Genomic DNA, 24,525 nt, shown 5'->3' with positions numbered 1-24,525 from the left:
ACGCGAAAGCCCATTGAACCGCCTGTTGCTTGCAGTGCAATGGACTTTAGACAGACTGGCGGCTTGAATAGCCGGCCTTGGCTTTACAGTTTTACGACAATCTTGCCGAACTGAGTGTTCGACTCAAGGAAGCGTGTCGCTTCGACGATCGATTCGAATGGGAAGACCTTGGCAATCTGCGGGCTGAACTTGCCCTTGCGCAGACCTTCGGTGATGAATTCTTTCGCCCGGCCGAGCTTTTCGTCGTCGGAAGTGACTTCAATGAATTCGTATCCACGGATGGTGGTGTGCTTGCCCAGCACGTGCAAGACTGGCACCGGCGTCACATCGTGGCTAAGCGCGCCGTAAATGAAGACGATTGCGTCTTTGGCGGTTGCCTTAACAATGTTTTCAAAATCGGGACCGCCGACCGGGTCAAAGACCACGCGAGCGCCGACACCACCCGAAATTCGCATAATCTCAGCCGTAATATCGTCCAGACCCGTTTGGAGAATATGGGCAAACCCCGCTTCATTGAGTTCTTCCACCTTTTCGCCTTTTCGAGTAATGGCGATGACTATAGCGCCTACTGACTGCGCGATCTGCATTGCAGCCAAACCGACACTGCTTGATGCCGCAGAGAGAACCACGAAATCATCTTTGCGCAGGTTGGCAAGGTCAATCAATGCGCCCCACGCCGTTGTGAATGGCATCCAGGTGGCGGCGGCAGCCTCCCAACTCACACCCTCGGGGTTTCTGACCACGGCACGCGCGGGGGCAATCACCAAATCTCCGTAAAGAGCGTATTGGTCGAACATAAACGCAGGAATAACTGCAACTGAGTCGCCAACTGCAAAGTCCTTGACGTTAGGACCGACTGCGTCGATTACACCCGAAGCTTCATAACCCATAGTAGCCGGGAATACTGGCTCAATAACGTAGCGGCCAGTGCGATACATGCTTTCCGCACGATTCAGGCCCAGTGCGCGAACGCTAATGCGGACCTCACCAGCCTTTGGTTCGGGGGTGGGAACTTCTTCGATTTTCAGAACTTCAGGGCCACCGGTTTCGTGGAAGCGAACGTGACGTGCCATTAAATATCTCCTGCTAACTTTGCGTCTAAAAAATGCGTTTAATTTAAATTTGCGCAGATAAAATTTAGTGTGCGTAATAATCGCCGATTGGAGTGATATGCGCAAAGCACGTAGGAGACTATAAAGGTCTATTTTTAGTAGAAAAAGATGGGGTCTACAGAATTGACTGTTCGATCAATTCGTAACTATCGATATCGTTTTGTTGAGTTTGAACAAATGTCGCAATGAATCGACGGACTGACTGTGTCCAAGCAGGCAAGCGCTGCAGGAACTTCGATGCATTGTTTCGAGTCTCAAAATCGAGATTGACAGTCGTTATTTACCTGTAGCGGTATTTATTGCGAAGGACGAAGGTCGTTGAGTGTCTGCCGGGCTATGAAACACTGAATGTCTTCATAGCCCGTTACTAACAATCAAGCCGGTTGGATGCTCTGCTCATAGTGGAAGAAGTTCGTCGGATCCCAGTGAGCCTTAATCTGTTGGAGCCGCTGATAGTTGATTCCGAAGTATCCGTTCTGCCAATTCTTGTACTCCGAATTCGGATAGTTCTGGTAGTAGTGGTTAGACCAGAGCTCCTTCGTCTCAGGTGATTCGAAGTAGTCATGTAGCCATTTGAACGCTTCGGGCTTGTCAGCCTCGTCCATCCAGAAAGAATCGACGAAGATGTCAAAATAGGCATTGCGATGGACAAAGGCCGTGGCGTCCGGGGCGACGTTGTTGATTGCACCGCCGTACGGCTCCATCGAGACGATGTTGTACAGACTTGGACTTGTCTTAAAGTAGTCGACCATTTTCTGATAGTCGGCTTCGTTCAGTGGCCGCTCAACGTACGCGCAACGCTTGGTTTCCTTGATCGCGTCAGGGATGACACCCTCAACATTGTCGAGCAGATGCTCGTTCGCCTGAGAATAGGGTATGCGGCCTTTCCACAGCGGCGACGGAAATTCTGGCTTGCCGATTGCCAGCAACGGGGCGAGCGCTTTTTCGCCTTCCGCCGCAACGTCACCGGAGTAGATCCCTCGGATGCAGAAGTACGGGACGTTGTGGATCACACGTTCGCCGTCAGGCTGGACGACGGTGTTCTGGCGGGTTGCAAGAAATCCAAGCAGCCCGAGTTTCGTGTCCTGGAGCGTCTTGGTCATCTGGTCTTGCCAGGTGACGAGCACTTTGGCCGCGTCTTCAATCGGCCAATTGATCTCAAGCGGCCAAACTTCGGCCAAGGACTCCAGTTTGTATTTGAGAGATACAACGATGCCGAAGTTGCCGCCTGTACCCCCTCGATGCGCCCACAACAACTCAGCATTTTCCTGTTCGTTCGCCGTGACGATCTTGCCATCTGCCGTTACTAGCGTGACCTCGATGAGATGGTCGCAGGCGATGCCCCAGCGCATGCTTGTGTATCCATATCCTCCACCCAGGGTATAGCCAGTCACACCCACGGTCGAGCAGCTTCCTCCCGGGGTATGCAAACCGTACGCGTTCAGGACGTGGTTGAAGGTGCCCCACGTGACACCCGCACCTACGGTCGCGACCTTTGCTACCGGATCAACGAACACACTGTTGATTTGGGAAACGTCGATGACAATCCGGTTGTCTAGTACCGAGTAGCCGGCCGTGCTGTGGCCGCCTGCCCGTCCAACGACGCTCAGGTGTTGGGAACGCGCGAATTGAATCGTTGACACGACGTCGGCTACGTTCGTGCAGTAAGTGACGAAGAGCGGATACTTGTTGAACGCATTGTCGCTTTCCTGCCGGGCGGTATCGTAACGCCCGGAAAACGGCGTGACGACGTCGCTCAAGAGCGACGCTTGATACGCGAGAAACGCCGGATAGGAAACTTCGTGCTGACGTAGCCACGCTTCGAGCGGTGGGTCGACGACGTCCTGGTTCGGTGTAAGGCTATTGGGATTGCCGCCGTTGATCAGTTTGCGAAGAGGATGGAATGCGGTGTGGTTAGGCATCTTTGGCTCCTGCTCAGCCTTGTCGTCTGCCGCATGCTATCGAGCGTGTATGCGATCGAGGACTTCAAGAGAAGAGTCTGTAGGTCATGCTCGATTAATATTTCTCGTGTAAAGCATCAGTATTGGACGTGTCTACGAAGCATCAATGCACTTTAATCTTGCCCCCGGCTTCTTCGTCCGCTTCGCAGAATACTCAAACTTATCTGGATAAACAACTTATCCACGTGGTCGAACAATTTTGTATGCCCTGTGAATGGTTTGACACGATCAGAAGTCTGCGAGTGCGGTATGAATTGTGGATCAATCTCATTGGACGTTAGCGACCGCGTGGATGGTAGTGGCAATTCGGATGATAGGGCTGGCGTACTCTGGGTGCGTGTGAGGTAGTGGCTGGCGAACGTGCGGCAAGCAACGACGTAGTATTTCCGTTGCATCGCGCGAAGCTAACGCGTTACTGCACGACGAGAAATGCGCGTATTGTGAAGTTGGGGAAGCCACTCTCTGAGCGACTGAGGCGTTCTGAGCCTGATGCGTTTCAAGCAACACCGTACAAACCGGGTGGGCTTTCAGATATGTAATTTATGCGTGTGGGACGGATAGGCCTCGCAGCATGTCGAGGAGGCTTTGTAGGTTTTCCTGGTCCGCCACCAAACTACGATTGACTTGTCGCACCTACTCCAGGAGAGAGCATGAACAGTCGGTCCGCTCTTAGACAGAGCATCTTCAAGACCATATTCTTCGCGTATATGTTGTCGTCCACTGCAGCACATGCCGACGCAAACACAATTGACGCTTCGCTTGTAGGTACGTGGACATTGGTGGCGGCGGATGTACTGCATCCCGATGGTTCACGAGGGCGAGACTACGGAGCCGATCCCAAGGGACTTCTGGTTATCGATGAGCGTGGATACTATTCGCTACAGATTTTCAAAGCCGAGAGACCGAAGTTCGCATCTGGAGATAAAGCCAGAGGCACGTCCGATGAGTATAGGGAAGCCGTCATGGGATCGAGCACCCACTACGGCACGGTCAGCGCTGATACGGTCGACAGAATCTTGACGTTTCACATACAAAATGCGTCCTTTCCCAATTGGCAGGGAGAGGAGCAGAGGCGAAGCTACGAAATCAAGGGAGGGGAATTGAGTTACCGCGTATCTCCTCGACCGAATGGCGATGTGCCTATTTCCGTCTGGAAGCGATTAAATTAACTGCTACCTTGAGGAGTGCCCTCAATCGAGTCTAGGCCGCCAGCGTCATAGCAACGATGAGCGGCCTAGTTGAAGAGCGCGGTGTGTATCAGTTGGCCAACACTGCGCTTTCCTGGTTTGACGCGCCGCTTCCATCCGAGGCGCGAAAGCGCTCGATGATTTGTTGGTTGTAGTCATCCAGATAGGATTGCAGTTCCCTGCGACTTACCAGCCGAACACCCGCTGTATTGGCCAGCTCAATCGCTGATCTTGTGAAATGAGAGTTTGTAACCACCATGGCCTCGTCGCAGCCGTAGAAGCTCTTCGCCGCGATTGCTTCCTGGACGGCTGCATTCCCAACGTTTCCAGAATAGTTCTTCGCTTGGATCACGATTTTCTTGCCAAGTCGGGTGACGAAGAGGTCGGCGCCCTGGTCACCGCTCAATTTGGTTTCTTCGACTTCAAAGCCTGCGGTCTGAAATAGTTGTGCGAGAAATTTCTCAAAGGCGTACCCGTCCATCGCATCGACGTGATACATCGTTACGAAGAGGCTTGGGTCGAAATGTTCTAGTTTCACCGCGAGTCTTTCGACCAGGATGTCGAAGTAAATCTGCTCACACGTATGTAGCCACGACTGGATCGTATCCCACGGGAGTAGCGGAGTACCAAAGGTTGTTGCAGCAGGTTCGGAGAATGTCACCTGGGGGATCTGAACGCCGTGATTCCACATGAAGTAGAAGAAAAGGCATAGATCATCTCTAAAGCTCGTGCCGGCCTCTTGAATCCAGGATTTCAGGATGTCCGAAATTGAGCCGCTTACGTGTCTGGAAATTTCTGATGAAAAGCCGACGTATGCTCCATTGAACGCGGTGGTCATTAGAAGCTTGTCGAGCAGGTGGGGAGCTTCTTCGAGCTCTGTAAATCCCTTTCGAATCAATACTTCGCGAAACAATTCCCGGTTTGAGTAAGATCCATTGACTCGAGCGCCAGGTGTGTCCGCTTCGCTCGTTTCGGATTCGCCAGGCCTGACGGTGTAGATGTAGTTGGCGAAGTACGGTTGCTTTAATGCAGCGTACTTAGTCAGGACATTGTGCAGCAAGTCGTTGAGCTGAGCCTGCTCCTTCTTTTTCCCGAAGAGGTCTTTGATGAATCCCTTCGATTGGTATTGAAAATCAGGGTAGAACGACGGATCGAGAGGGACCTGCACGCCCGGTGACTGCGTTTGGCCTGTAGCTTGAATCTTCCCGCACCAAAGACACTGCGTTTCGAATGACGTTTTCCTGCAGGCGCTGCAACGATATATCACTTGTATTCTCCCGTTATTTTTTGCTTTGTGGCTAGACGCAACTGCTCTTAATGGGCTGCGCTATCCGGGCCTCCCTCGAGGCCCGGGGTGGCGTGCCGGCTGGATTCACGATACGACAGGCCAGACGGCGAACTCGCGCAGATTTTCTGGCTTGGAGCCCGTGTGGCGCCGCTTCTTCTAGTAACGGCCGAAAGAGTGCAGCATTTAGCAAAAAATTTCCAGTGATACGAGGCCCGGCCGAATTGCTACTTCCGGATAGCCTGACGGTGTTCGGAGGGCGCTAGAATCTCAGCGATGCCGCGTCGTCGGATTTCTTTCTTTAGACAATGTCAGATATCAAGAACCTGCGCGCCGAACTCGGCCGCGTGAACGACCTGTTGGCGGATGCCCGCGCAAGGGAAGTTGCCGCTGCGCTTGCACGCTTCAAGGAGGAAGTCGAGTTGCTAGGCATCTCCGAGCAGGAAGTGCGTCGGGCGCTGGGCTACGACCGCCCCGCGCGGGCCCCCGCCAAGTATTACGATCCCGCTACTGGAAAGAAGTGGTCAGGCAAGGGGGCGCGCCCGAAGTGGCTTGTCGGCAAACGTCTCGAGGATTACTCGATTGACGCACCTCAGCCTCAACCTTGGTGGCCAGACGAAAAGTGACGCAGTTCGCGCGGTCGCCACAATAGGCACCGGTGCACTGATGTAGCCATTTGCTGAGGTGGTGCAGTTCCACAGAGTTGGCACTGTACGCGATGCTGTAACAGCCTTTGCTGCGCTGCGATCGCCAGTAGGACGAATCGCCTTTCCATAAAAAAGCCACCGAAAGGTGGCGAGGGCGCAGGTCGTAAGCAATCTGCGTTCATCCTGATCGTTCACCTACTCACTTTTTCTTGGGTTCGTGAACGGGGAGGGAGGGGTGCTTTTTCTCATTCGGGGGATTAACGTGATGGCGACGGTCGTCTTTACCATCCTCGCGTTTGGGCTTCGGTCCCGGATTAATATCCGTCATGGTTTGGCTTCCTTTGTGCTTAGGTGTGGCAACAATTGACTGGCACCCCTAGAACTTAGGGAGTGCGCTTGGATAAAAAAGCCTACGGCACGCTGGCGATCTTGCCGTGGTGCCGACGACAGTGTGCCCCAATGTAATAGAGTCGTGTCGACCTGTAAGTAAGTTATGCCATTTGCATAAACCATTACTGTTTAGGCGATTCTTCCGCAAGCAGGGAAATGATTGCGCGCGTATGGATATCTCGATTCACGACAAAGCACTCTGCTAGTTTCGCTTGGCTATCGGAGCTTCCGCAGTTCTGGAAGGTCTACATCCCAGGAAGAACCTAAAGTCAGCAGTCTTTTTTAGGGCGTTCACCGTAGGTCTCGGTGCAGTGCGTGTCAGTTGCCTTAGGCGCAGATTGTTGCCTACGATCTCTGTTCAGCCAAGGCACACTGGTGTGCCTGGCGAGCTCAGATGGCGTCTGATGAGGCGCGTCGATTGGACTTTGTCGCGTCGTTGGTACGTTTCTAGTGCGAGGAAGACTGGAGTGGGATGCAGACTGCCCCATAGCGCAAATAGCCATCATCGCATTGCCACTGGCCGTCTTCCGAGACACGATGAGCGTTCGCTGGCATGGCCGTTGGTACGCATCCGGTAGGACCGAAGGTCGTGCCAGCTGGACAAGACGAAGGGTAGCGCTGCTGCGATGAACCGGGGCAGCCTAGCCGATCGACACCGGGGGGGCAGGCTGATGCGTTTGCGACCGAGTCCTGGCGCGGCGATGGCAGCGTTGCCTGCGCGGGGCTCGCCGGATTGCCCTGGGTCGAAGTGTTTTGAGGCGCCGGCACTTGCGCTGGCGCGGATGCTACTGGACCAACGGGCTTGCCACGGAACGCATTGAGAAATTGCTCGATCTGGCCAGAAGCATCCTGTGCGCAGGCCGAGAAGGGAAACGCAGCGCAGATGGACAGAGCGAGCGGGCGCAGATATTTAAACAGTCGGCAGGTTCGCGCGCCCATCATGGCTTCCTCAATGCGACGTCCCGGTCGGCTTTAGCCTGTGTCAGCGCATGGTGTGCTGATTCCAGGGCGCCTCTCGCGCTGTTTTGTCGGGCGACAATTTCATTGCGCACATTCTGGAGATGAGCTGCGCCGTCACGAAGCTGTTGCTCAAGTCGTGCTCGCAGACTCGCAACCTTCGAGTTCACGGAGCTGACGTCTTGAGGGCTGGGGGTGATGCTGCCGGACGGCACAAAACGCTGCTCGATAGTATGCCGCCACGCCATGAGGTTGGCGGTTAGTCCTGCCCCGAAACCGGGGACCGCGCCGATTGCGGCAGGCGTGAGATCTGCCGCAGTCTCAATACCAAAGGATGCAAGCGTCAGTTTTCGTTGTTCGCCGACTCCGGAAATCTTTGCCGCACGAATGAAATGCCGGTCCAGATAGTCATGCCGTTGTCGAGCCAGCAGTGTCGTGTGCAGTTGCTTCATTTCCCGCGACAGCACTTGAGGCAGGTCATCAATCTGGGCCTTGAACTGACTGAGCTCCCGCATGATGTCTGCTATACGACGGTCGGAGCGCAAGCGGTCGTATTCCTGCAGTAGGCCGTCGTACGTTCGTTGAGTGGCGTCCACTCTGGCTTTGCGCGTGTTCAGTTCCACAGGCGAGGGTGGGTTGACGCTTTTGATAGCGAATCCACCAGCCAAAAGCCAAAGCCACCAAAGTTTGGGCGCGACGATCGCCAGTGCAAACGCAGCGAAACAGATGAATCCGAACGCCAGGTTCACGTTCACCACCCCTTTGCTGGCGGATGCCGGCATGGGCGCGCCAGTCACGTTAAGGGCGGGCGGATTGAATACGGGGAGGGGCGGTAGTGCGCCCAGTGTCTGGATCTGTGACCATAGAGCGGCAATATTCGCGCCAATGGTCTGGAAGTTGATGTTCGGACCGGTAGCTGCCGCATGCGTGAAGTACGGCGTTCCAGCCTTGTCCTTCTCACACCAGATACATGTGCTCAGGTGGCTTGGATACTTGTGTTTCGGCTCAACGCTGCATGTCCGCAAGGAATGCAGCAGGCCATCGAGTGCTGTGACCCACTCCCTGGCTTTTGGCCGTGCCTGTTTGACACCGAATTCTGTGAACGCACGCCAGAACAGCTCGCCGATGTTTGCCGGCAAGTAATCCAGGCTCAATGCCTTTGGTGGCATATCGTTCTGTCGGGCGGCTCGATCAGCACCATACGCGAAACGAAATTCCTTGATGGACCGATCGAGAGGCAAATCGTGGCCCGTCTTCGGAACCCCCGAGAATGGGTGCCGAGCCATGAAGAGCAACTGGAATATGAGGACAGCAAGCCCGAAATTGTCGTGGTTTGCGGTTCGCGTCACGCCGTGGAACGAACTACGCCCCTGTAGCTCTGGCGGTGTGTAGTGCGGGACGCCGACAGTGCAGGGATAGCTCGCAGTCGATGTATTGACGTGGAAAGAGTCACAGTCCAGCAGTTTGACGGTGCCCTGGTCACTGACAATGATGTTGTTTTCGTTGACGTCGCCAATGGCGTGACCGTGCGCATGAATGGCGTCGAAGGCAGCGGCAACATTGCGCGCGGTTCCCACCAGGAAGGCAAAGTCCGCCTTCGGAAACTGCTGCCTGCGACTTCCAACGCCGTAGAGTTCGTGTACCGGATGGTAGCCGGAGAACTTCGGCATCGTGAAGCCGCTTACAGGTCCCGGTCGCTTCGATAGCAGGACGCGGATTGGCCATGCAGATATCTCTTTGAGATACGAGTCGCCGACCTGAGCCATTGCGCGCAGCTTGTCCTGGCGCTCACTGGGAAGGGCGTGCAGGTAGAGCTTCGCGGCTACGTTTTCGCCATTGTGCATGGCGTCGAACACCGCCCCTTCGCCGCCTTCCCCGAGCTTCTTGCCGAGTTGAAGCTGGTTTCCTTGCTCATCAAACGCTACCGACACTGCCCGCTCCTGACTTCCGCGTAGCAAGGATCAACGTCTTGTCGTCGTCCGTGCGTTCGTTGATTGCGTCACTGCCGAGGAAACGCTCGAGTGCCGAGCAAAGCTCATCGGTTTGCTCGTCCGACGAGGCCCTAAGCACTTTGAACATCGGCTCAAAAAACGGCTCGTGAGCGGTTTCGGTGGCGAATACAAGTGCTAGCCGCTGTAGCCCATCGGTAAAGAGGGCGACTTCATCCGTTGCGTCCTGCGTTGCGCAGCGCAGATGCTCCGCTGCGCTTGTGTCGGTCACGAAATACGTCATGTTCGCGTATTCACCCGACTCAGGCCAAAAGACGGGCGCGAGGGCGCCATCATGGCGCACGACGATCGCACCATCACCGACCTGGAAGTACGTTGCCTTGGTAGGTCCGATAACGGCGCCCAGTAGCGTACACGCGAGTTCGCGCGTAGGAACTTCGTGAGCCCTTGCCGCCTTTTCGATCCCATCCTGCACTGCGTCCAGGACACTCGAAGCAAGCGACGCCGAGAGCGCCTCTTCACCCGATTGCTCGACGGCGGCGAGCAGGGTCCGCCCTCCGGCCTCGCATGCAATCTCGGAGCCAATCTCTCCGTACTTTGCGCTACCGGCTCCGTCGGCGGCCAACGCTATCAGATAACGGTTGCCGTCGACATCACTCGTCACATGGTAGAAGCAGCTGTCCTGGCACAGGGACGCGCTCTGGCTGTGGGAGCTCCCCACAACCGAGGAACCAATGACCGCCCAGCTCACACGGATGCCCAGCCAGTAGGTGCCGCAAGCGGAACTTCGGTCCCAGGCGTTGAGCGCGAAACTGCACCCATGGACGACGACAGCCACTTGAAGAGTTCGCGGAATTTGAGACCTTGCAGTGAAACGGGCTGTCGCGTGGAAATTTGCGCCAGCACGTCCATATTCGCGCCCTGAATGCCGACGGCGAAGAATGCAAACTTTTTCGACGCTTCTCCCTCACGGACACGGGCCGCAGCTGCCTGCCACGAATCAGTCGGACCACCGTCGGTGATCAGAAAAACCCACGGGCGATAGTAAGAAATGCCGTTTGCCTTGTATTCAGCCTTGCGCGCTTCAAGCGTATCAAGTGCAAGGTTGATTGCCGAACCCATCGGCGTGTCTCCACCTGCCGTCAACGTCGGCGGGAAGAAATTCGGCGCGGTGTGGAAGGGCATTTCCAGGGTCGCCGGACCAAAGCTGACGATCGCAGTATCGACGCGCTTCATTGCCAGCGAGTCCGCCGCGAGTTCGTCCTTGAACGTTACCAATCCAGCGTTCAGCTGGGCAATCGCGTCACCCGCCATCGAACCGGAACGATCAAGCACCAGGACACAGGGGCATCGTTGTTCAGGATTTTCGGCAAAGTTATCCGTACCGAATGCTACTTGTGTAGCGAAATCATTGTGTTCGTTCATGGTCTTCTCGCTGCGCGGTGCTGGCTATCCTCGGAACCGCGCGTTAGTATTCAATTTTTGAGGTCATAATAATCCAGGAAACATGTCCACAAGTAAAGCGCCGGCGTATTTTAGTTTGCTGGTTGCTGTCGCTGCCGGCGTGCTTATATCCGGGGCAAACAGAAATACGACGACAAGCGTCACTTCTTCTCCGGAAATTGCTAGTGCGCCGACTATCGCGGCTCAGCAGCCTCAAGCAAACGTTATCAAACCTGTCGCCTGGAAGACTCAAACTTTGAGTCTCGGGTCGTTGCGGCTGCACGTAACATTGCCTGCCTTGTCCGGTAATGCGAAATGCATCAAGCCGGGACCGACTGAAGACGAGGTCAGTATTTGCCAGCCTTCAGAGGCAGGGGCGGATGATCCGCATTGGCAGATACGGGTGGTAACGCAGAGGGATCGTTTCGTGCCAGCGACGTGGTTCGAAGAAAATATCCAATCTCTTCGCGCGTTGCCCGCAGATGTGCTGACCCGCCAGCTCGGTAATGAGGCAAACCGTGTGACTCAGGCTGCCTTCACCGATGCGGCGCTCGTCTCCACGGCGGATACGCCCGGCGCGATAGCCATTCAGGGTGCTGCGTCCGGACCTCCGGCCTTTGCATCCTCGGTGCAACAGTCTTGCATCTACGCATACGTGCTTGCCGCCAATCGCCCGTCAACGCTGCTTTACTGCACTGGAAGTCCTGATGACACGCGTGTCGGGGCGGGGAAGATCATTGCGTCCATGACGGCAGCAAATCCTTCGCTTGAATACAAGCGCGCGAGCGCACAGGCCGCAGAGCATGGGCTGTATCTGAAGCGCCTGAAGGCTGCGGGTGGCGCGGGCAGTGCGCCGGAGCTTGTGTCATCGGAGCAGGAATATGAGCAGACGGCGCAAACAGAATGTCAGAAGTACCCGCCCATCTCACAGGAGCGGTTCCAGTGCTTTGAGGGCTTCGCTGCTAATCGCTTGCAAACACTTTAATTGGCGATGAAACCTGCGGGCCCACACTGATTGCGATGCACAGACGGTCTGCTGGGCGCAGCAATAAGACGTATCAAATTCATAGAAAAATCAAGACCAAACATTAGCGCATGAGCGCGCTACGGGGAAAATATGGCGGACCTGGGAAGTGGGATGTTGATAGTTGGCGCATTGACTACGCTGGCGGGGATCGGAGGATTCATCGATACCCGTAAGGTCGATCGACGATTCAGGACCGGGTACAAGAACAACGCGCCGGACAACAGGAATTTCGCTCGATCCGGCAAGGTTTTGCTGTGCGGCATCGGTATCTGCGTAATCGGAAGCGCTATAAATAGTCGCTTCGACTCAAGCGACACGTCAGGCTCATCAAATCCTGTTCAAACTCAGGTGGCCCCGGCTTCTGATGCGGTTCCGGCAATGGCTAGTGATGCTGGCGCATCAGCACCGATCGTGGTCAAGCTTGACCCGAACGCCGCACAGGATGCACAGCAGTACTCAAGTGCAGTGCCATCGAATGAGCGCGTCCTGAACTCAGACGCCACTCCTGCTGATGGTGGTAACACGCAGCAGTCTTCGCAGGACAGCGCAGTATCACCGGATACGGCGTCAGCTAGTCCGTCCCAAACGTTTGCGACAAGTTTTGATTGCAAACGTGCGAGTCACGACGACGAGGTCGCAATCTGTGGTGATGCCGGCCTGGCAGCAATGGACCGTCAACTTGGCCAGTTGTACAGCACAACGATGAAGACCATCTCAGATCCTCAAGCTTTGCGGCAATCTGAGTCTGATTGGGTCATTACGCGTCGAATGTGTAACAGCGATGTCGATTGTCTGCGTCACGCCTACGGTGCACGCATTGGGCAGTTTTTGGGATCGTTAGGCTCGAAGCCGCTGCTTGCAACCGACTCCAGCTCTGATCAACAGTGAGTAAGAGCGGCGAGCTCACCTGCCCGGGCGGTGTCCATTGCGATTTAAGCCCAGAATTGAGATATGAGCATCCTGAAATGGCACCAAGGCACACCCGTCCACGCTGGCCCAGGAACTGCTCGCCGCTTGCTTTTAGCCACTCGGCTAGCTCATTGAACTAGCCTGCAGTAGCCGATTGGATGTGCTCATTAATGAGCGGTGGGATCTCGCTCAAACGCGAGACTACTCTAACTCCTAGCCGGTTAACCTGCCGCTGGATATGTGGTGCCATGTACCGGTCTGCGCGAAATAGGTCGCAATATGGAGCGTAGATTGCATGCATCGCGTCCACGGCGTCACTGTGCTTTAGCGACCTTGGCGTAGTGGCGACGGCGTCCCATAGAACAGAATGGAGCGTGCGGGTCATGCAGGCTAGTCCCGGACACTTGAGGTCTACGTCGTCGGCGGAAAATGAATGTGCCTCGCGCGAGACACCGGCTAGGCGTACTGCAAGATTTGTTAAAAGCTTGTCCTGTTCACCTTTCCACCACTTCTGCTTCAAGAACTCGCCCACTACCTCCGGGTGCAGTTGTCTCTGTTTTTCAGCGAATTTGACGATATCGCCCATTTTCGCAACAAGTTCGGCCGAAGCTGAACGCAACCACTGCATCACTGGTGACAGCTCATCGTGATGCTCCGCAAACCATTTCATTATCCAGCTCGGATCTCGCAAGCTTGCCAGAAAGGCGGCCTCCGCAGCCTCAGCACTTGCCGTCCCATGAATGTATGCCTGAAGTGTCAGAGCGTCCTCACGTCGCATCGGGTACTGCTGCATGATTGCGGTGAGTGCTTCGTGCGACGACGTAGACATGAGTCGATGAAATTTGGAGGATGGCGCCCCGTTCCCGAGCTTGCGTTGGAGCTTTCGTCGCTGCGCGCGATTTACCGCTTGATCTTGCACGCTCGTGAGCATCGTGCGTACCGTCTCTGCCCAGTTCACGGGCGTCATGAAACCAGTAAGCTCGGGAAACCACGTCGCATCGGTCGTCAACGGGCAAATGAAGCCAGAATCGGATTTGTATAGCCGCGCGATTTCTGCATCCAGCAACCGGTCGATTGATATGAAAGCATTGCGCTGACATAGCTCGACCAGGAGGTTCGTTCTTCCTACTGCCGATGGCGTGAAGGTGGCCCCCATCGGTGACATTTCACTAAGGTGAACACCTGAAAACGCGAAAACGACCTTACCCGACCTGGATTGTTCAAGTAAGGTTTCTCGGATTGCGAGGATTTCAGGTGTTTGACGAGCGACATCAGACAAGGTCGAAAAATCGCTGCTGTCGAGATACACGATCAACGGTCTTTTCATGTGGCAGTAGGTTTCCTGTCCAGGGTGCCATTTTAACTTTAATTGATTCGAAAGCTTTGGTCGCGCGAGAGTTGCGAGGTTCGACGGACTGGACAGGGTTTGAGTCCCGGAGTGAACAATCCGACGAATGGATCAAACTCCCTGGCTGCGACGCAGTGAAATCGGCAAGCTCGCAGCTATCGAGCCAAGAAGGCTCAGCGGCTGCGCCGACCGTGCGCAGCCTTCGTGCGCGAACTGATGGGTTGGCGATCTGCTGGCACGTTCGTCCCATTCCTCTATAACGCGGGAGCGACGCAGAAATTGACTTGCTTTCGGAAACTGATAAAAGAAGTCAGATCTCAAGAAATGAGAAAGCAGAACTCAATTTCTTTGCGTTACTGGACTTCAGGGATTCGGGTCATCCACTAGAGCCTCAGAAAGATTTGGTATTCGTGCACGCAATATGTTTCGTAGCTCTGCGATGTGGCATAGTGCGGTAGCACAACTCAAAAAGGGAAAGGTACAAGAATGGCTACGCTCGATTCCATTAAGGCAAAGATATCCAAGCTCCAGGCACAGGCGGAGGCACTCTCTGCGACAAAGTCCACGGCAGGGCTCACGAAGATTCGTGACCTGATGGAAAAGCATGCGGTGACGGTTGCAGATATTGAGGCCTTTGTCGGCAAGCGTCGTGGACGCAAGCCAGGATCGCCTGTTGCAACGCAAGGTAAAGTGGCCGCAAAGTACCTGGATCCGAAGAGCGGAGCATCGTGGACCGGGCGCGGTCGTGCTCCTGCCTGGATTGCGAATGTGAAAGATCGTTCGAAGTTTCTTATCGATGGTGCGGAAGCTCCTGCGGCTGTGGCCCAGAAAGCACCGAAGGCAGGAAACTATGCGCGAGGTCCGCAACCTGCCTTGTACAGAAATCCGAAAACGGATGAGACGTGGAGTGGGCGTGGTCGTGCGCCGGCGTGGATTGCGAGCGCAAAAGATCGCACGAAATTCCTGATTGCCGAAAACGATGGAGCCGTTGCTGAGCCGACAAAGGCTAACGCAAAGTCTGCACCGGCAAAGAAAGCTGCTGCATCCAAAAGTGCTGTCAAGCAGACCGCCGCACGGACTGCCGGGAAAACCGCCGCTAAAAAGGCAGCAGCGAAGAAAGCAGTAGTGAAGAAAGGTGCGGCTAAGAAGGTGGCAAAGCCTGCGGGCGATGTCGCGGCAACGGAGAATGTGGCCGGAGTGAAGAAGGCGGTAGGGGCAAAAAAAGTGGCTCGCAAGGTCACCGCGCGGAAAGTTTCGGCCTCGAAGGCTGAGCGCGCACCTGCTGTCGCGGAAGTCCCGGCAGCTGTTGAACAAGCACCTGCGGCGGATGTAGCGGAGTAAGGGCTGGTGCGCCATCCAACATGGCGAGCGATTGTCAATCGGCCTCGTTCATGCAGATGCCATTTTCAGTTCTGTGTTGGAGAGCATCCCGACGTCGCTATTTGCCTTTAACGCATGAGTTCGGGCACTGAGTGTCTGAACTCATGCGGCTATATGCGTACTTCAAACTCGGGTTCCCGAGTGTTCAATGGGTAAGTGAGTGGTGGCCTTCACCGAAGGTACTACTCTAAACACCAAATATCGGGCTTTTGCTCCCGCGAACAGCCTCTTGCGCATCAATTCCGCGCCGAAAATCCAGCACCTTTGTAGTACGCGCAGCTTTCCCTGACACAGCTCTTTCGGGTGCTACCACTCACCCTATCTTTGCGCATCATCTTCGATCGTCGCGCAACTAACCGTCATTTGTCGCTGACGACTTGATCGACGTATCGCTACCCGAAATGCAATCTGAGATGGTTCAGCAAGTAACCATTCCCAATTGAGCTCGCGGAGCGTCGCTTGGTAGACGCAGCGACCAATCCACAGTCCACAGATCCTTGAAGGATATTTGACTACGTATGCTGGCGGATGCAGGACGACGACGTTCGTTGATTTGTTGTCTGAGCGCCCGCTGGTATCATCAAAGTCGCAACCGAATTCCACAACTCTTGAATAATGACCTTTAGTGGAGCAAGTGCCTGGTCCTCAGCGAACGCCAGCTGACGCCCACAACAAGTCTCTTGCATTGGTAAGTGCTGTAACGAACGAGTGGATAAATTGAGGAGTTTGCGGTTCGATGGACGCTGCATTGCAAACGGGGGAGCGGTACCTCTATCACGGGACATCTTCGACGGCGTGGGCCGCGATCATGCATGCGGGGAAGCTTCAGGCTCGAGGCGCACTCCCTGGTAATTGGACACATACCGCCGAATCGCATGCCGGAGTGGTTTACCTCACGACAGCCTATGCTGCGTATTTTGCCGCGTGCGCGACGCGACAAGGCGATTGCGGAGTTGTGTTGGAAATCGACGTTGAAGCCTTGCATGCCGACATCCTGTGTTGCGACGAGGATGCGTACGCGTTGCTTGACCTGAAGAATTTGTATCCAGAGAAAAGCGTGTATGAATTAGCCGCGATGGCTAAGGAGGCGTTGCCGACTGGTCCGGAGGTAGCGGCTGCCAGCCTGCAACTGATGGGGAATTGCGGGTACCTTGCGGATATCCCACTATCAGCGGTCACAAGAGTGGTTCAGATTGAATGGCAGGCCAATCCCGAACTAGCTCATGCGGCGCTTGAACCAGTAATCTCCCCGCAAAATTATCGGCTGTTTGGGCCGGCATATCGGAAACTGACTCGGTGGCTATTTGAGGAGGTCATCGAAGGGCTGACTGAGACTGAGTTATGGAGTCAAATGCAGCCGCTACCGTCACGCCGCGATGGCCTCACGTTGCTTCCAACCAAAGTGTGGCAAGAGTTGGGCTAAACAAGGTAGCTATTCCATATCAAAAACTCTTCCTTTCAGAAAGTTCACGGTATGGCTTTGCTACGGCTTTTTGCGGAAGAAGTTTTTTGGGGGAGGGCGCACCGCCTCACGGCGGTGCGATGCGCCTTTGGCGCCGTTGGCCAGCCAGATGAGATGGCGTGTTGCAGTGAAAAGCCATAGGCAAGATGCTGCGCACGGTGCGAGGTCGATAAAAGCACTGTGCTGCTTTTACCGGCAACGTTGAGGCTATCAGTCACGACCGTCATTGAAGTGCACAGTGCGGTATGGGAAGCGAGGGCTGGCTTGCTACTCGAAACACTCTCTTAGAGAAAAGTGCGCGTAGCGGCCGCGCTAATATCGAACTGTTCAGCAGGAGCGGCCGTCTGCAAGAAAGCAAGTTGTGAGATTGCACTTGTGTGTCCTGGAATATCCAGCGAGAGCTATACGTTCGTCTAGACGTCTGTGCTTTCGTTCGGCTCTCGCCGGCCATCGAAGTTATTGCTCCAGAGGATAAGAATGCCGAGTGTCGGATTTCGACGACTCATTTGATAGGCAGCCTCTCGGATGCGTTGCTCATTTGCAAGGAAGAGCACGCCTTTGTCCTCTAAATCGCCCATTAGCGCGAGTGCAGTCCACTTATGCGTGTCGAGTGTTGACGTTCACTGAATCCTGCTCTCCGGAGCAATGTCATTTGAGTTTTCCGTTACGCAGCCCGGTGTTGGATCAGCGGGAGTGTGCAGGAACCATGTTGCAGCTGCACTTTTGATCTTGTCCCGAAAAGCAGCGCGACTTCTATGCTCCGTTAAACCCTGCTTAACACCAGATTAATCAAGCGTTAAACACAGTATTTTTATGGCTTTCTATATTGATTTCGCCAACAGATGCTGTGAGGAATCTCAAACTCCTTACGCGATGCCAAAAGCTGGTCGCCCGCGTATTTATTGTGCAGATGAAATCGCGCGACGCTCATGGTGGCGATGCCCATCCTCAAAACGCTGACACTATCTCGCAAGGAGATCGCACTATGCAGCACTCAGCAACAGTTCTACGCCTTTGCACTATCGCGTTTGCCGTAGCAGGCGTACAAGCATCCCGGGCTGATGAGATCGTGAAGATCGGTCATGCGGCGCCTTTGACAGGTGAAGTCGCGCATCTTGGAAAAGATGAGGAGAACGGGGCTCGGCTTGCGATTGAGGATTTCAACAAACAGGGGCTAGTTATTGGTGGCAAAAAGGTCAGGCTAGAGTTGGACGCGCAAGACGATGCCGCCGATCCCCGCACAGCGACCCAGGTGGCGCAGAAGTTGGTCGATGATCGAGTTGTCGGCGTTGTTGGTCACCTGAACTCCGGATGTTCGATCCCTGCGTCCCGCATTTATAGTGAGGCAGGTGTCCTCCAGATCTCGCCTGCGTCTACCAATCCGACCTACACAATGCAAGGGTTCAAATCGACATACCGGCTTGTAGCAACTGACGCCCAACAAGGTCCCGCGTTGGCGCAGTATGCAAAGCAGGTGTTGCACGTCAAATCTGTGGCCATCGTGGACGATTCCACTGCCTATGGTCAAGGGTTGGCAAACGAGTTTGAAAAGACCGCAAAGGTCGGTGGCATGAACATCGTCAGTCACGATGCAACGAACGACAAGGCGACCGATTTCCGCGCGATTCTTACGAAAATCAAAGGCGAGCATCCCGATGCCATCATGTATGGTGGTGAGGACGCGACGGGAGGCCCTTTTGCCAAGCAGGCCATGCAGTTAGGCTTAGGCATGAAGATCCTTGCAGGCGATGGCGTTTGCACAAACAAGCTGCAGGATCTCGCCGGTAACGCGGCAAAGAACGTGATCTGTTCGCAGCCAGGAATGCCAGTTGACCAAATGGAGGGTGGGGCGGGTTTCGAGAAAGCCTATGAGGTGCGCTTCAATCAGCCAATTGAACTATATGCGCCGTTCGCTTACGACGCAGTGGGTATTATCGTCACAGCCATGAAGCGGGCTGACTCCACTGATCCAGCAAAAGTGCTGGCTGCGATGCCGGGCATCAAATACAAAGGTGTGATCGGTGAAGTACAATTTGATGCGAAGGGTGACCTCAAAGAGCCTATTATTACGCTCTACGATTATAAGGGTGGGAAGAAATCGACACTCGTAGTTCAAAAGATGTGAAGGGTGGACAGCTAGATTTACGCTTTGGTCATCACATCTTTTTCAATTGAGCCAAAGCGTGAACTTTGCTGCGGACAGCGATGAAGCGACGGAATGCTTTTTCGCTGTCACTCAAGCGTGCTCATCGCGAGTTTTTTTGCTTGAACGTCGTATGTTAATTATTTGTGACTTAAATTACTTCGTAGCCGCGAGGGACTATCCTGCACCTGCGCCGACGCTCTTCGCGGAGACGTGAGCGTTGTTCAACTTCGACGAGTTCGATGTCCGAGCGTCCCCGTTAAAACCTGCACATAGTCCGCGCTTCGCCAAAGCGACATTCCGTCGGGCGTTCGGGAAACTTGTTGCGCTCCGAGCTTCGTGAGCATGGGATTGACTCAACACCTGTATGCGATGTTGTAGAGGTTGCGGCCCCAAAGTGGGAAGCCGTGGTGGAGTCGTATCTCGGGCTGCTGTAGCGCTTGATGTGCTTCTGTCCGTCAATTCTGAGGCGGAGCCGAGAACTGCATCGGACGTTTAGACCGAGATCGGACTACGTCGGGAAGATCAGCCGGTTCGGTTGGCCGGTGCCGTCACCGTGCGACGTGAGCGCGTTACTGCACATCCTTGATGTTCCATAAAGTGCGATGGCGGCAGCGATGGTCTCGGTATTGAGAGCTTGCCGGAATTTGTGTTGACGATTGAGAATTTGACGACGTTCCACTGCGAGTCTAAACGACGCTGCAATGACAATGTGTTGTTGATTTATACGGGATGGATGCCAACTCTTGCATGGCGAGCCATGTTTGCACGGATCCTCAGTCAATTGTCACCCAAAGTATCGGTGTTCCACTGGGGAGATGCTGATGAAGGCGGGTTTCGCATTGCGGCTAACATCACTCGCGTTGCCAGTGACGCAAGGCACTGGTCGCGTTATTTCCGGATGAGCCCGTCGGATATACCAGAGGATCGCAGGCGCCCGGCTACCGAAAGGCAGTCAGAGCGCATGCGCTACTTCGCACTGGCGGACGGTTGGGCTGATTTGGCACAGTTATTGGAGCACTCCAGATTCACCGCAGAACAGGAAGTGCTTGATGGGTGAGTTTGGCTAACCGATAGTGATGGCTTGAACGCAAACTCTTTTATTTCGAGATTGCATAAAGCCCCTTGCCGTATTGGTGCACTTGGAGCGTAGCAGAACTTTACCGGCAGGCGCCACGTGCGCGATTTCCCCCCGTATCAAGACGATCGGCCAGCTTGTGGAGGGGTCAACCACCAAGCGGTTGGCGTGGTCGCTGAGATGTTGGCTCAGACTGCAGCCCGTTGCTTTAGCAGCTCGAGTAGTAGTTCGATGCGTGCTTTGACCGGAGAGAGCGCGCCGGCATCGGGTATCTGATCTCTCGAGGTCTTGACGATTGTTCCGTTGAGACAACGACTGGCCCGTACGACCATGATTCCATTCTCAGCCGCACGCAAGGCTGCTGCCTCCAACGACGCGTGGATTGAGCCGTTTCCGGTCGCTGCGAGAACCAAGCCATCTACAGCGTCGAAGCAAGCATTCCTGCGCTCTTCAATGAGCATATCAACCAGTCGGCCACTTGCTCCCGCATGACTGGAAATGATTTCCACGCGCGGCCATGCTCCAGCGATGAGGCTTAACACAGCGTCATGTTCGAATTCCAGAGTTGAAGGGATTGTCCGTGGGTGGACATAACGCACTTCACCTGCTTCGATGAAGCCGATCGGACCAGCTTCACCGGACTCAAATGCATTGAGTTTGTAGGGATGTGCTTTTCTCACGAACGCGGGATCATGAATCTCGCCAGCGCAGACAACGAGAACGCCGCTTGACTTTGTTGTCGACGCGACGAGGATCGCATCCTGCAGGTTTTGTGGCCCATCCGCGTTCGGTGCAGTTGCAGGGCGCATGGCGCATGTCAGCACAACGGGTTTGCGTTGAGACTTGAGCACGGAATGCAGGAAAAATGCCGTTTCCTCAATGGTGTCCGTTCCGTGGGTGATGACGATTGCTGCCACGTCCGGTTCGTTAAGCCGGGCATGACACCGGGACGCAAGTGTGGCCCACACGTCGAACTCCATGTCCTTGCTATCGAGTTGAGCGATCTGCTCGCATTCGAAAATATGTCCGGCCGGCGCCACAATGCCATGAGTGAGTTGTTCGATGGAAATCGATCCCGCGACATACTCCAGGGTCTGTCCCGGCTTCGTATCCCCGGTTCCTGCAATCGTGCCTCCGGTTCCAAGCAAAATGATCCGCCGTGCGGTGTCGAAATCTGCGTCCATCTGCTCACTCCTGCCGAATTAACTGAGACGAATATAAAGCTTGGGCGTAAGATTGCGCTTAATGCTAGATAAATCCAACGTTAAGAAGGTTTAAATGGTCGATCTGGAAGATCTACGCTTGATCCGGGCGGTTGGTGCATCCCGTTCGCTGGCAGCAGCAGCACAGTTGCTTAATCTCACGCCCCCAGCGGTCACAGTTAGGTTGCAGCGGATGGAGGATCGACTCGGAGTGCGTTTGGCAGTGCGCAAGGCGAGGGGCATTTCGCTAACAGAAGAGGGCGACAGAATGCTGCAGGAGGCGATTCTGATACTCGAGCAGATCGAGGCTTTGCCGGCGCATATTACCGGTGGGCAAGGCCAGGTTGCGGGTTCGCTCCGAGTCGTTGCTCCATTCGGATTCGGGCGGATGTACGTCGCGCAGATGGTACGTGAAGTTCATTGCGCACATCCCGAACTGGAGGTTTCCCTGCACCTGTCAGAAAGTCCTCTAGCGAACGCATCGAGCGCAGATCTAGTCATTCATGTGGGTAGCCTCAAGTCATCATCGTGGGTGGGATACCCACTGGCGCCGAATGAACGTCTGCTATGCGCCAGTCCCGCATACGTACGACGAATGCGGGCTATCACGCAGCCTTCCGACCTGGCCGACTATGACTGCATCGGTTTGAGAGAAAACGATGAAGACTTGCCTCGCTGGCGATTTTCACTTGCGAGCGATCCCCGCCGAACGACAGTATTCCGGGTGGCGGGGGCCTTATCGACGAATGATGGGACCGTGATTACCGAATGGGCACTCGCCGGGTTAGGTATCGTCGAGCGCTCTGAATGGGATGTCGCGCATTTGCTGGCCAGCGGCAAATTGGTACGGCTCTTGCCGGACTGGAGTCTGCCGGCCGCTCCGGTGACCGCCTTGCTCCCATCACGCACGGGAATGTCGGTGAGGCAACGGGTATTTCTGGAAGCTGCTAAAGCGTTTCTTGATCCCGCGCCTTGGCGGTCTCGCAAATGAGAATACATTTAGGAAAGCGCGAAGAATTTAATACAGTTTAATGCAGGATTATCGGTTGGTTAAACGCAGGGTAATCATGTTGCTTTATAGTTCCCGCACGAAAAAGCACCTTGGAGGCATATCGCATGAATGTTCATACCCTGAATACGCCGGCCGCGCTGATTGATCGCGAGCGCATGAATCGCAACATCGACCGGATGCAGACACACCTCGATCGTCTCGGCGTCAATTTCCGCCCGCACGTCAAAACGACGAAGTGCCGCGAGGTCGTTGAGGCCCAGATCGCTGCTGGCGCGAAAGGAATCACGGTGTCTACTCTCAAGGAGGCTGAGCAATTTTTTGCCAGTGGTGTCCGCGACATCGTCTACGCCGTCGGCATGGTCCCAACGAAGTTACCGCAAGCGCTCCTGCTCCGCCGCCAGGGATGCGACCTCAAGATTGTCGTCGACAACCTGCAGGCTGCATATGCTGTCTCAGCATTCGGACGAGAGCATGACGAGCGTTTCGAAGTCTTGATTGAAGTTGACGTTGATGGGCATCGTTCAGGGATCGAGCCGGACGATGATCTGCTCATTAACGTGGGCCAGGCACTCGTAGACGGAGGGATGACCTTGTCAGGTGTACTGGCTCATGCAGGTTCAAGCTATGAATACAACACGCATGAAGCTCTGCTGAAGATTGCAGAACAGGAGCGCAGCAGGACCGTGCGTGCTGCTGAGCGACTGCGAGCGTCAGGATTGCCGTGCCCAGTTGTAAGTATTGGCTCGACACCTACGGCATTGACCGCTGAGCATCTCGAAGGCGTGACGGAGGTTCGTGCTGGTGTCTACGTGATGTTTGATCTCGTCATGCATAACGTTGGTGTCTGCGAACTTTCCGACATTGCGCTTTCTGTATTGACAACTGTCATCGGTCATCAGGAAGACAAGGGCTGGGCGATTGTCGACGCAGGGTGGATGGCGATGAGCCGGGACCGTGGAACACAACGACAGTTGCGTGACTTTGGCTACGGTCAGGTCTGTACTGAGGATGGCATGGTGCTCGACGATTACGTGGTGAGCAGCGCCAATCAAGAGCACGGTATCGTGTCGTGTGTGAACGGGGTGACCACCGATATCGCGAGCGCTTTTCCGATCGGCACGCGTTTGCGGATTCTTCCGAATCATGCGTGCGCGACAGGTGCCCAGCATCCTGAGTACCAAGCCGTAGGCACAGACGGTTCAACGGCAGCATGGCCCCGCTTCTACGGCTGGTGAGTCACTAGAAAATCTTGAGATCAGGTGCCGCGTGCTGGCGGCGCTCTGCTTATCTTGAGTCGTTGTAGACCGTCGCACGCGATACACCTAGATATTGGGCGACGGTTTCCATCGATCTGCGTATATCCAGATAGCCCTCATCCCGAAGCGCTTTCATCAACGTTTTGCGCTCTTCCGTCCGTAGCGCCTGTGGCGTCGTCGCGAGACCGATTGCGAAGCGGTCGATGCGCTCTCGGAGCGCTTCTGCACTCGATGGGTCGAGCGACTCCTTGGTCACCTCGCTCTTCGGCACTGAAAACTGTTCCAGCAACGTCGATAGGTTGCGAAACAAGGTGACGTCAACGTTCAGGCAGAGCGCTGCGAAGTAGTGTCCAGAGGAATCCTTGATTCCAATTGACGTGCTTTTTGCACGACGCCCATCTTTTAGCTGGTTCGCGTAATTCGCAATAACCTGCGGATACTCGTCGTCTGCAAGGCGAGCGAGCCCGAGCTCTGTTGCCGGATCGCCCACCTTCCGGCCGGAAAGGTTGTTGTGAATGGCGAGAATCGCATGTTTCGGGGAGCGCAGATCGTGCACCACAACCTCTGTGAACGGAGCCAGGGTTTCGCCCAGCCCAGCTGCGATCTGCTCGACCTGGTCAAGGATTACCTGCTGTTCGTCGGTTAGCTTACTTTTTGGCATTTGGACGCTTCATCTAGATTTGGTCACATTGTATAGGCTTTTTTTTTGTCGACTAGATGAACCTGGCAACTTCCCTTATTGTACTAAACGTATAGAAATAGATAATTCGTCTAGCT

19 protein-coding genes are annotated in these 24,525 nt (G+C 54.9%); 10 read left to right on the top strand and 9 right to left on the bottom strand.

Going from position 1 to position 24,525, the window contains the following annotated elements; translation table 11 throughout:
* Positions 1 to 83: 83 nt before the first annotated feature.
* Together F3J17_RS04785 and F3J17_RS04780 are read right to left on the bottom strand one after the other, a co-directional pair.
* The gene (locus F3J17_RS04785; RefSeq protein ID WP_167054233.1) at positions 84 to 1,073 is read right to left on the bottom strand and encodes a zinc-dependent alcohol dehydrogenase family protein; all 990 of its coding nucleotides are present in this window, start codon (positions 1,071 to 1,073) and stop codon (positions 84 to 86) included.
* A 413-nt stretch (positions 1,074 to 1,486) separates the two neighbouring features.
* Positions 1,487 to 3,034 carry an FAD-binding oxidoreductase gene (locus tag F3J17_RS04780; protein ID WP_167054231.1) on the bottom strand — a complete coding sequence of 516 codons (1,548 nt, stop codon included), beginning with the start codon at positions 3,032 to 3,034 and terminating at the stop codon, positions 1,487 to 1,489.
* Positions 3,035 to 3,780: 746 nt separating this feature from the next.
* On the opposite strand from F3J17_RS04780, the gene F3J17_RS04775 reads away from it, so the two are divergent.
* Complete coding sequence (locus F3J17_RS04775; RefSeq protein WP_240160811.1) at positions 3,781 to 4,242, top strand: lipocalin-like domain-containing protein; 462 nt, start codon at positions 3,781 to 3,783, stop codon at positions 4,240 to 4,242.
* 88 nt (positions 4,243 to 4,330) lie between these two features.
* Here the strand turns inward: F3J17_RS04775 and F3J17_RS36550 are convergent, their stop codons facing one another.
* A complete protein-coding gene (locus tag F3J17_RS36550; protein ID WP_345891130.1) occupies positions 4,331 to 5,428 on the bottom strand; it encodes a restriction endonuclease in 1,098 nt (365 codons plus the stop codon).
* Positions 5,429 to 5,853: 425 nt separating this feature from the next.
* Between F3J17_RS36550 and F3J17_RS04765 the strand changes: the two genes are divergently transcribed.
* On the top strand, positions 5,854 to 6,171 hold the full coding sequence (locus tag F3J17_RS04765) for an H-NS histone family protein (RefSeq protein ID WP_167054225.1): 318 nt from the start codon (positions 5,854 to 5,856) through the stop codon (positions 6,169 to 6,171).
* Between the two features lie 1,349 nt (positions 6,172 to 7,520).
* On the opposite strand, the gene F3J17_RS04760 is transcribed toward F3J17_RS04765, so the two are convergent.
* Genes F3J17_RS04760 through F3J17_RS04750 form a run of 3 tightly spaced genes read right to left on the bottom strand, consistent with a single transcriptional unit; the run spans position 7,521 to position 10,913 of the window.
* The gene (locus F3J17_RS04760) at positions 7,521 to 9,470 is read right to left on the bottom strand and encodes a hypothetical protein (protein ID WP_167054223.1); all 1,950 of its coding nucleotides are present in this window, start codon (positions 9,468 to 9,470) and stop codon (positions 7,521 to 7,523) included.
* A complete protein-coding gene (locus tag F3J17_RS04755; protein ID WP_345891136.1) occupies positions 9,454 to 10,209 on the bottom strand; it encodes a PP2C family serine/threonine-protein phosphatase in 756 nt (251 codons plus the stop codon). The genes F3J17_RS04760 and F3J17_RS04755 overlap by 17 nt, the downstream gene beginning before the upstream one ends.
* A gap of 26 nt (positions 10,210 to 10,235) precedes the next feature.
* Complete coding sequence (locus F3J17_RS04750; protein WP_167054221.1) at positions 10,236 to 10,913, bottom strand: VWA domain-containing protein; 678 nt, start codon at positions 10,911 to 10,913, stop codon at positions 10,236 to 10,238.
* Positions 10,914 to 10,995: 82 nt separating this feature from the next.
* Between F3J17_RS04750 and F3J17_RS04745 the strand changes: the two genes are divergently transcribed.
* Together F3J17_RS04745 and F3J17_RS04740 are read left to right on the top strand one after the other, a co-directional pair.
* Positions 10,996 to 11,916 carry a hypothetical protein gene (locus F3J17_RS04745; RefSeq protein WP_167054219.1) on the top strand — a complete coding sequence of 307 codons (921 nt, stop codon included), beginning with the start codon at positions 10,996 to 10,998 and terminating at the stop codon, positions 11,914 to 11,916.
* A 132-nt stretch (positions 11,917 to 12,048) separates the two neighbouring features.
* Positions 12,049 to 12,846: a hypothetical protein gene (locus F3J17_RS04740; RefSeq protein ID WP_167054217.1), complete on the top strand. Its 798-nt coding sequence runs from the start codon at positions 12,049 to 12,051 to the stop codon at positions 12,844 to 12,846.
* A 157-nt stretch (positions 12,847 to 13,003) separates the two neighbouring features.
* Here F3J17_RS04740 and F3J17_RS04735 read toward each other — a convergent pair whose 3' ends face one another.
* Positions 13,004 to 14,194, bottom strand: a complete 1,191-nt coding sequence (locus F3J17_RS04735) for a hypothetical protein (protein WP_167054216.1) — start codon at positions 14,192 to 14,194, stop codon at positions 13,004 to 13,006.
* A 507-nt stretch (positions 14,195 to 14,701) separates the two neighbouring features.
* On the opposite strand from F3J17_RS04735, the gene F3J17_RS04730 reads away from it, so the two are divergent.
* The 4 genes from F3J17_RS04730 to F3J17_RS04715 all read left to right on the top strand — a co-directional run bounded on the left by F3J17_RS04730 (position 14,702) and on the right by F3J17_RS04715 (position 20,260).
* Positions 14,702 to 15,556, top strand: a complete 855-nt coding sequence (locus F3J17_RS04730; RefSeq protein WP_167054214.1) for an H-NS family nucleoid-associated regulatory protein — start codon at positions 14,702 to 14,704, stop codon at positions 15,554 to 15,556.
* 775 nt (positions 15,557 to 16,331) lie between these two features.
* Complete coding sequence (locus F3J17_RS04725; RefSeq protein ID WP_167054212.1) at positions 16,332 to 17,018, top strand: hypothetical protein; 687 nt, start codon at positions 16,332 to 16,334, stop codon at positions 17,016 to 17,018.
* Between the two features lie 1,024 nt (positions 17,019 to 18,042).
* The gene (locus F3J17_RS04720) at positions 18,043 to 19,182 is read left to right on the top strand and encodes a branched-chain amino acid ABC transporter substrate-binding protein (protein WP_167054210.1); all 1,140 of its coding nucleotides are present in this window, start codon (positions 18,043 to 18,045) and stop codon (positions 19,180 to 19,182) included.
* 670 nt (positions 19,183 to 19,852) lie between these two features.
* On the top strand, positions 19,853 to 20,260 hold the full coding sequence (locus F3J17_RS04715; protein WP_167054208.1) for a Wadjet anti-phage system protein JetD domain-containing protein: 408 nt from the start codon (positions 19,853 to 19,855) through the stop codon (positions 20,258 to 20,260).
* A gap of 206 nt (positions 20,261 to 20,466) precedes the next feature.
* Here the strand turns inward: F3J17_RS04715 and F3J17_RS04710 are convergent, their stop codons facing one another.
* Complete coding sequence (locus F3J17_RS04710; RefSeq protein ID WP_167054207.1) at positions 20,467 to 21,462, bottom strand: asparaginase; 996 nt, start codon at positions 21,460 to 21,462, stop codon at positions 20,467 to 20,469.
* A gap of 94 nt (positions 21,463 to 21,556) precedes the next feature.
* Between F3J17_RS04710 and F3J17_RS04705 the strand changes: the two genes are divergently transcribed.
* Together F3J17_RS04705 and F3J17_RS04700 are read left to right on the top strand one after the other, a co-directional pair.
* Positions 21,557 to 22,471 (top strand): LysR substrate-binding domain-containing protein, encoded by a 915-nt coding sequence (locus F3J17_RS04705; RefSeq protein WP_167054205.1) that lies wholly within the window; start codon positions 21,557 to 21,559, stop codon positions 22,469 to 22,471.
* 125 nt (positions 22,472 to 22,596) lie between these two features.
* Positions 22,597 to 23,727, top strand: coding sequence for a DSD1 family PLP-dependent enzyme (locus F3J17_RS04700; protein WP_167054203.1), 1,131 nt, complete (start codon positions 22,597 to 22,599; stop codon positions 23,725 to 23,727).
* A 49-nt stretch (positions 23,728 to 23,776) separates the two neighbouring features.
* Here F3J17_RS04700 and F3J17_RS04695 read toward each other — a convergent pair whose 3' ends face one another.
* The gene (locus F3J17_RS04695) at positions 23,777 to 24,409 is read right to left on the bottom strand and encodes a PAS domain-containing protein (protein WP_167054201.1); all 633 of its coding nucleotides are present in this window, start codon (positions 24,407 to 24,409) and stop codon (positions 23,777 to 23,779) included.
* Positions 24,410 to 24,525: the final 116 nt, after the last annotated feature.

The sequence above is a fragment of the Burkholderia sp. Ax-1719 genome (assembly GCF_011753055.1).
Lineage (GTDB): Bacteria > Pseudomonadota > Gammaproteobacteria > Burkholderiales > Burkholderiaceae > Paraburkholderia.
This window is presented reverse-complemented; position numbering and strand designations above follow the sequence as displayed.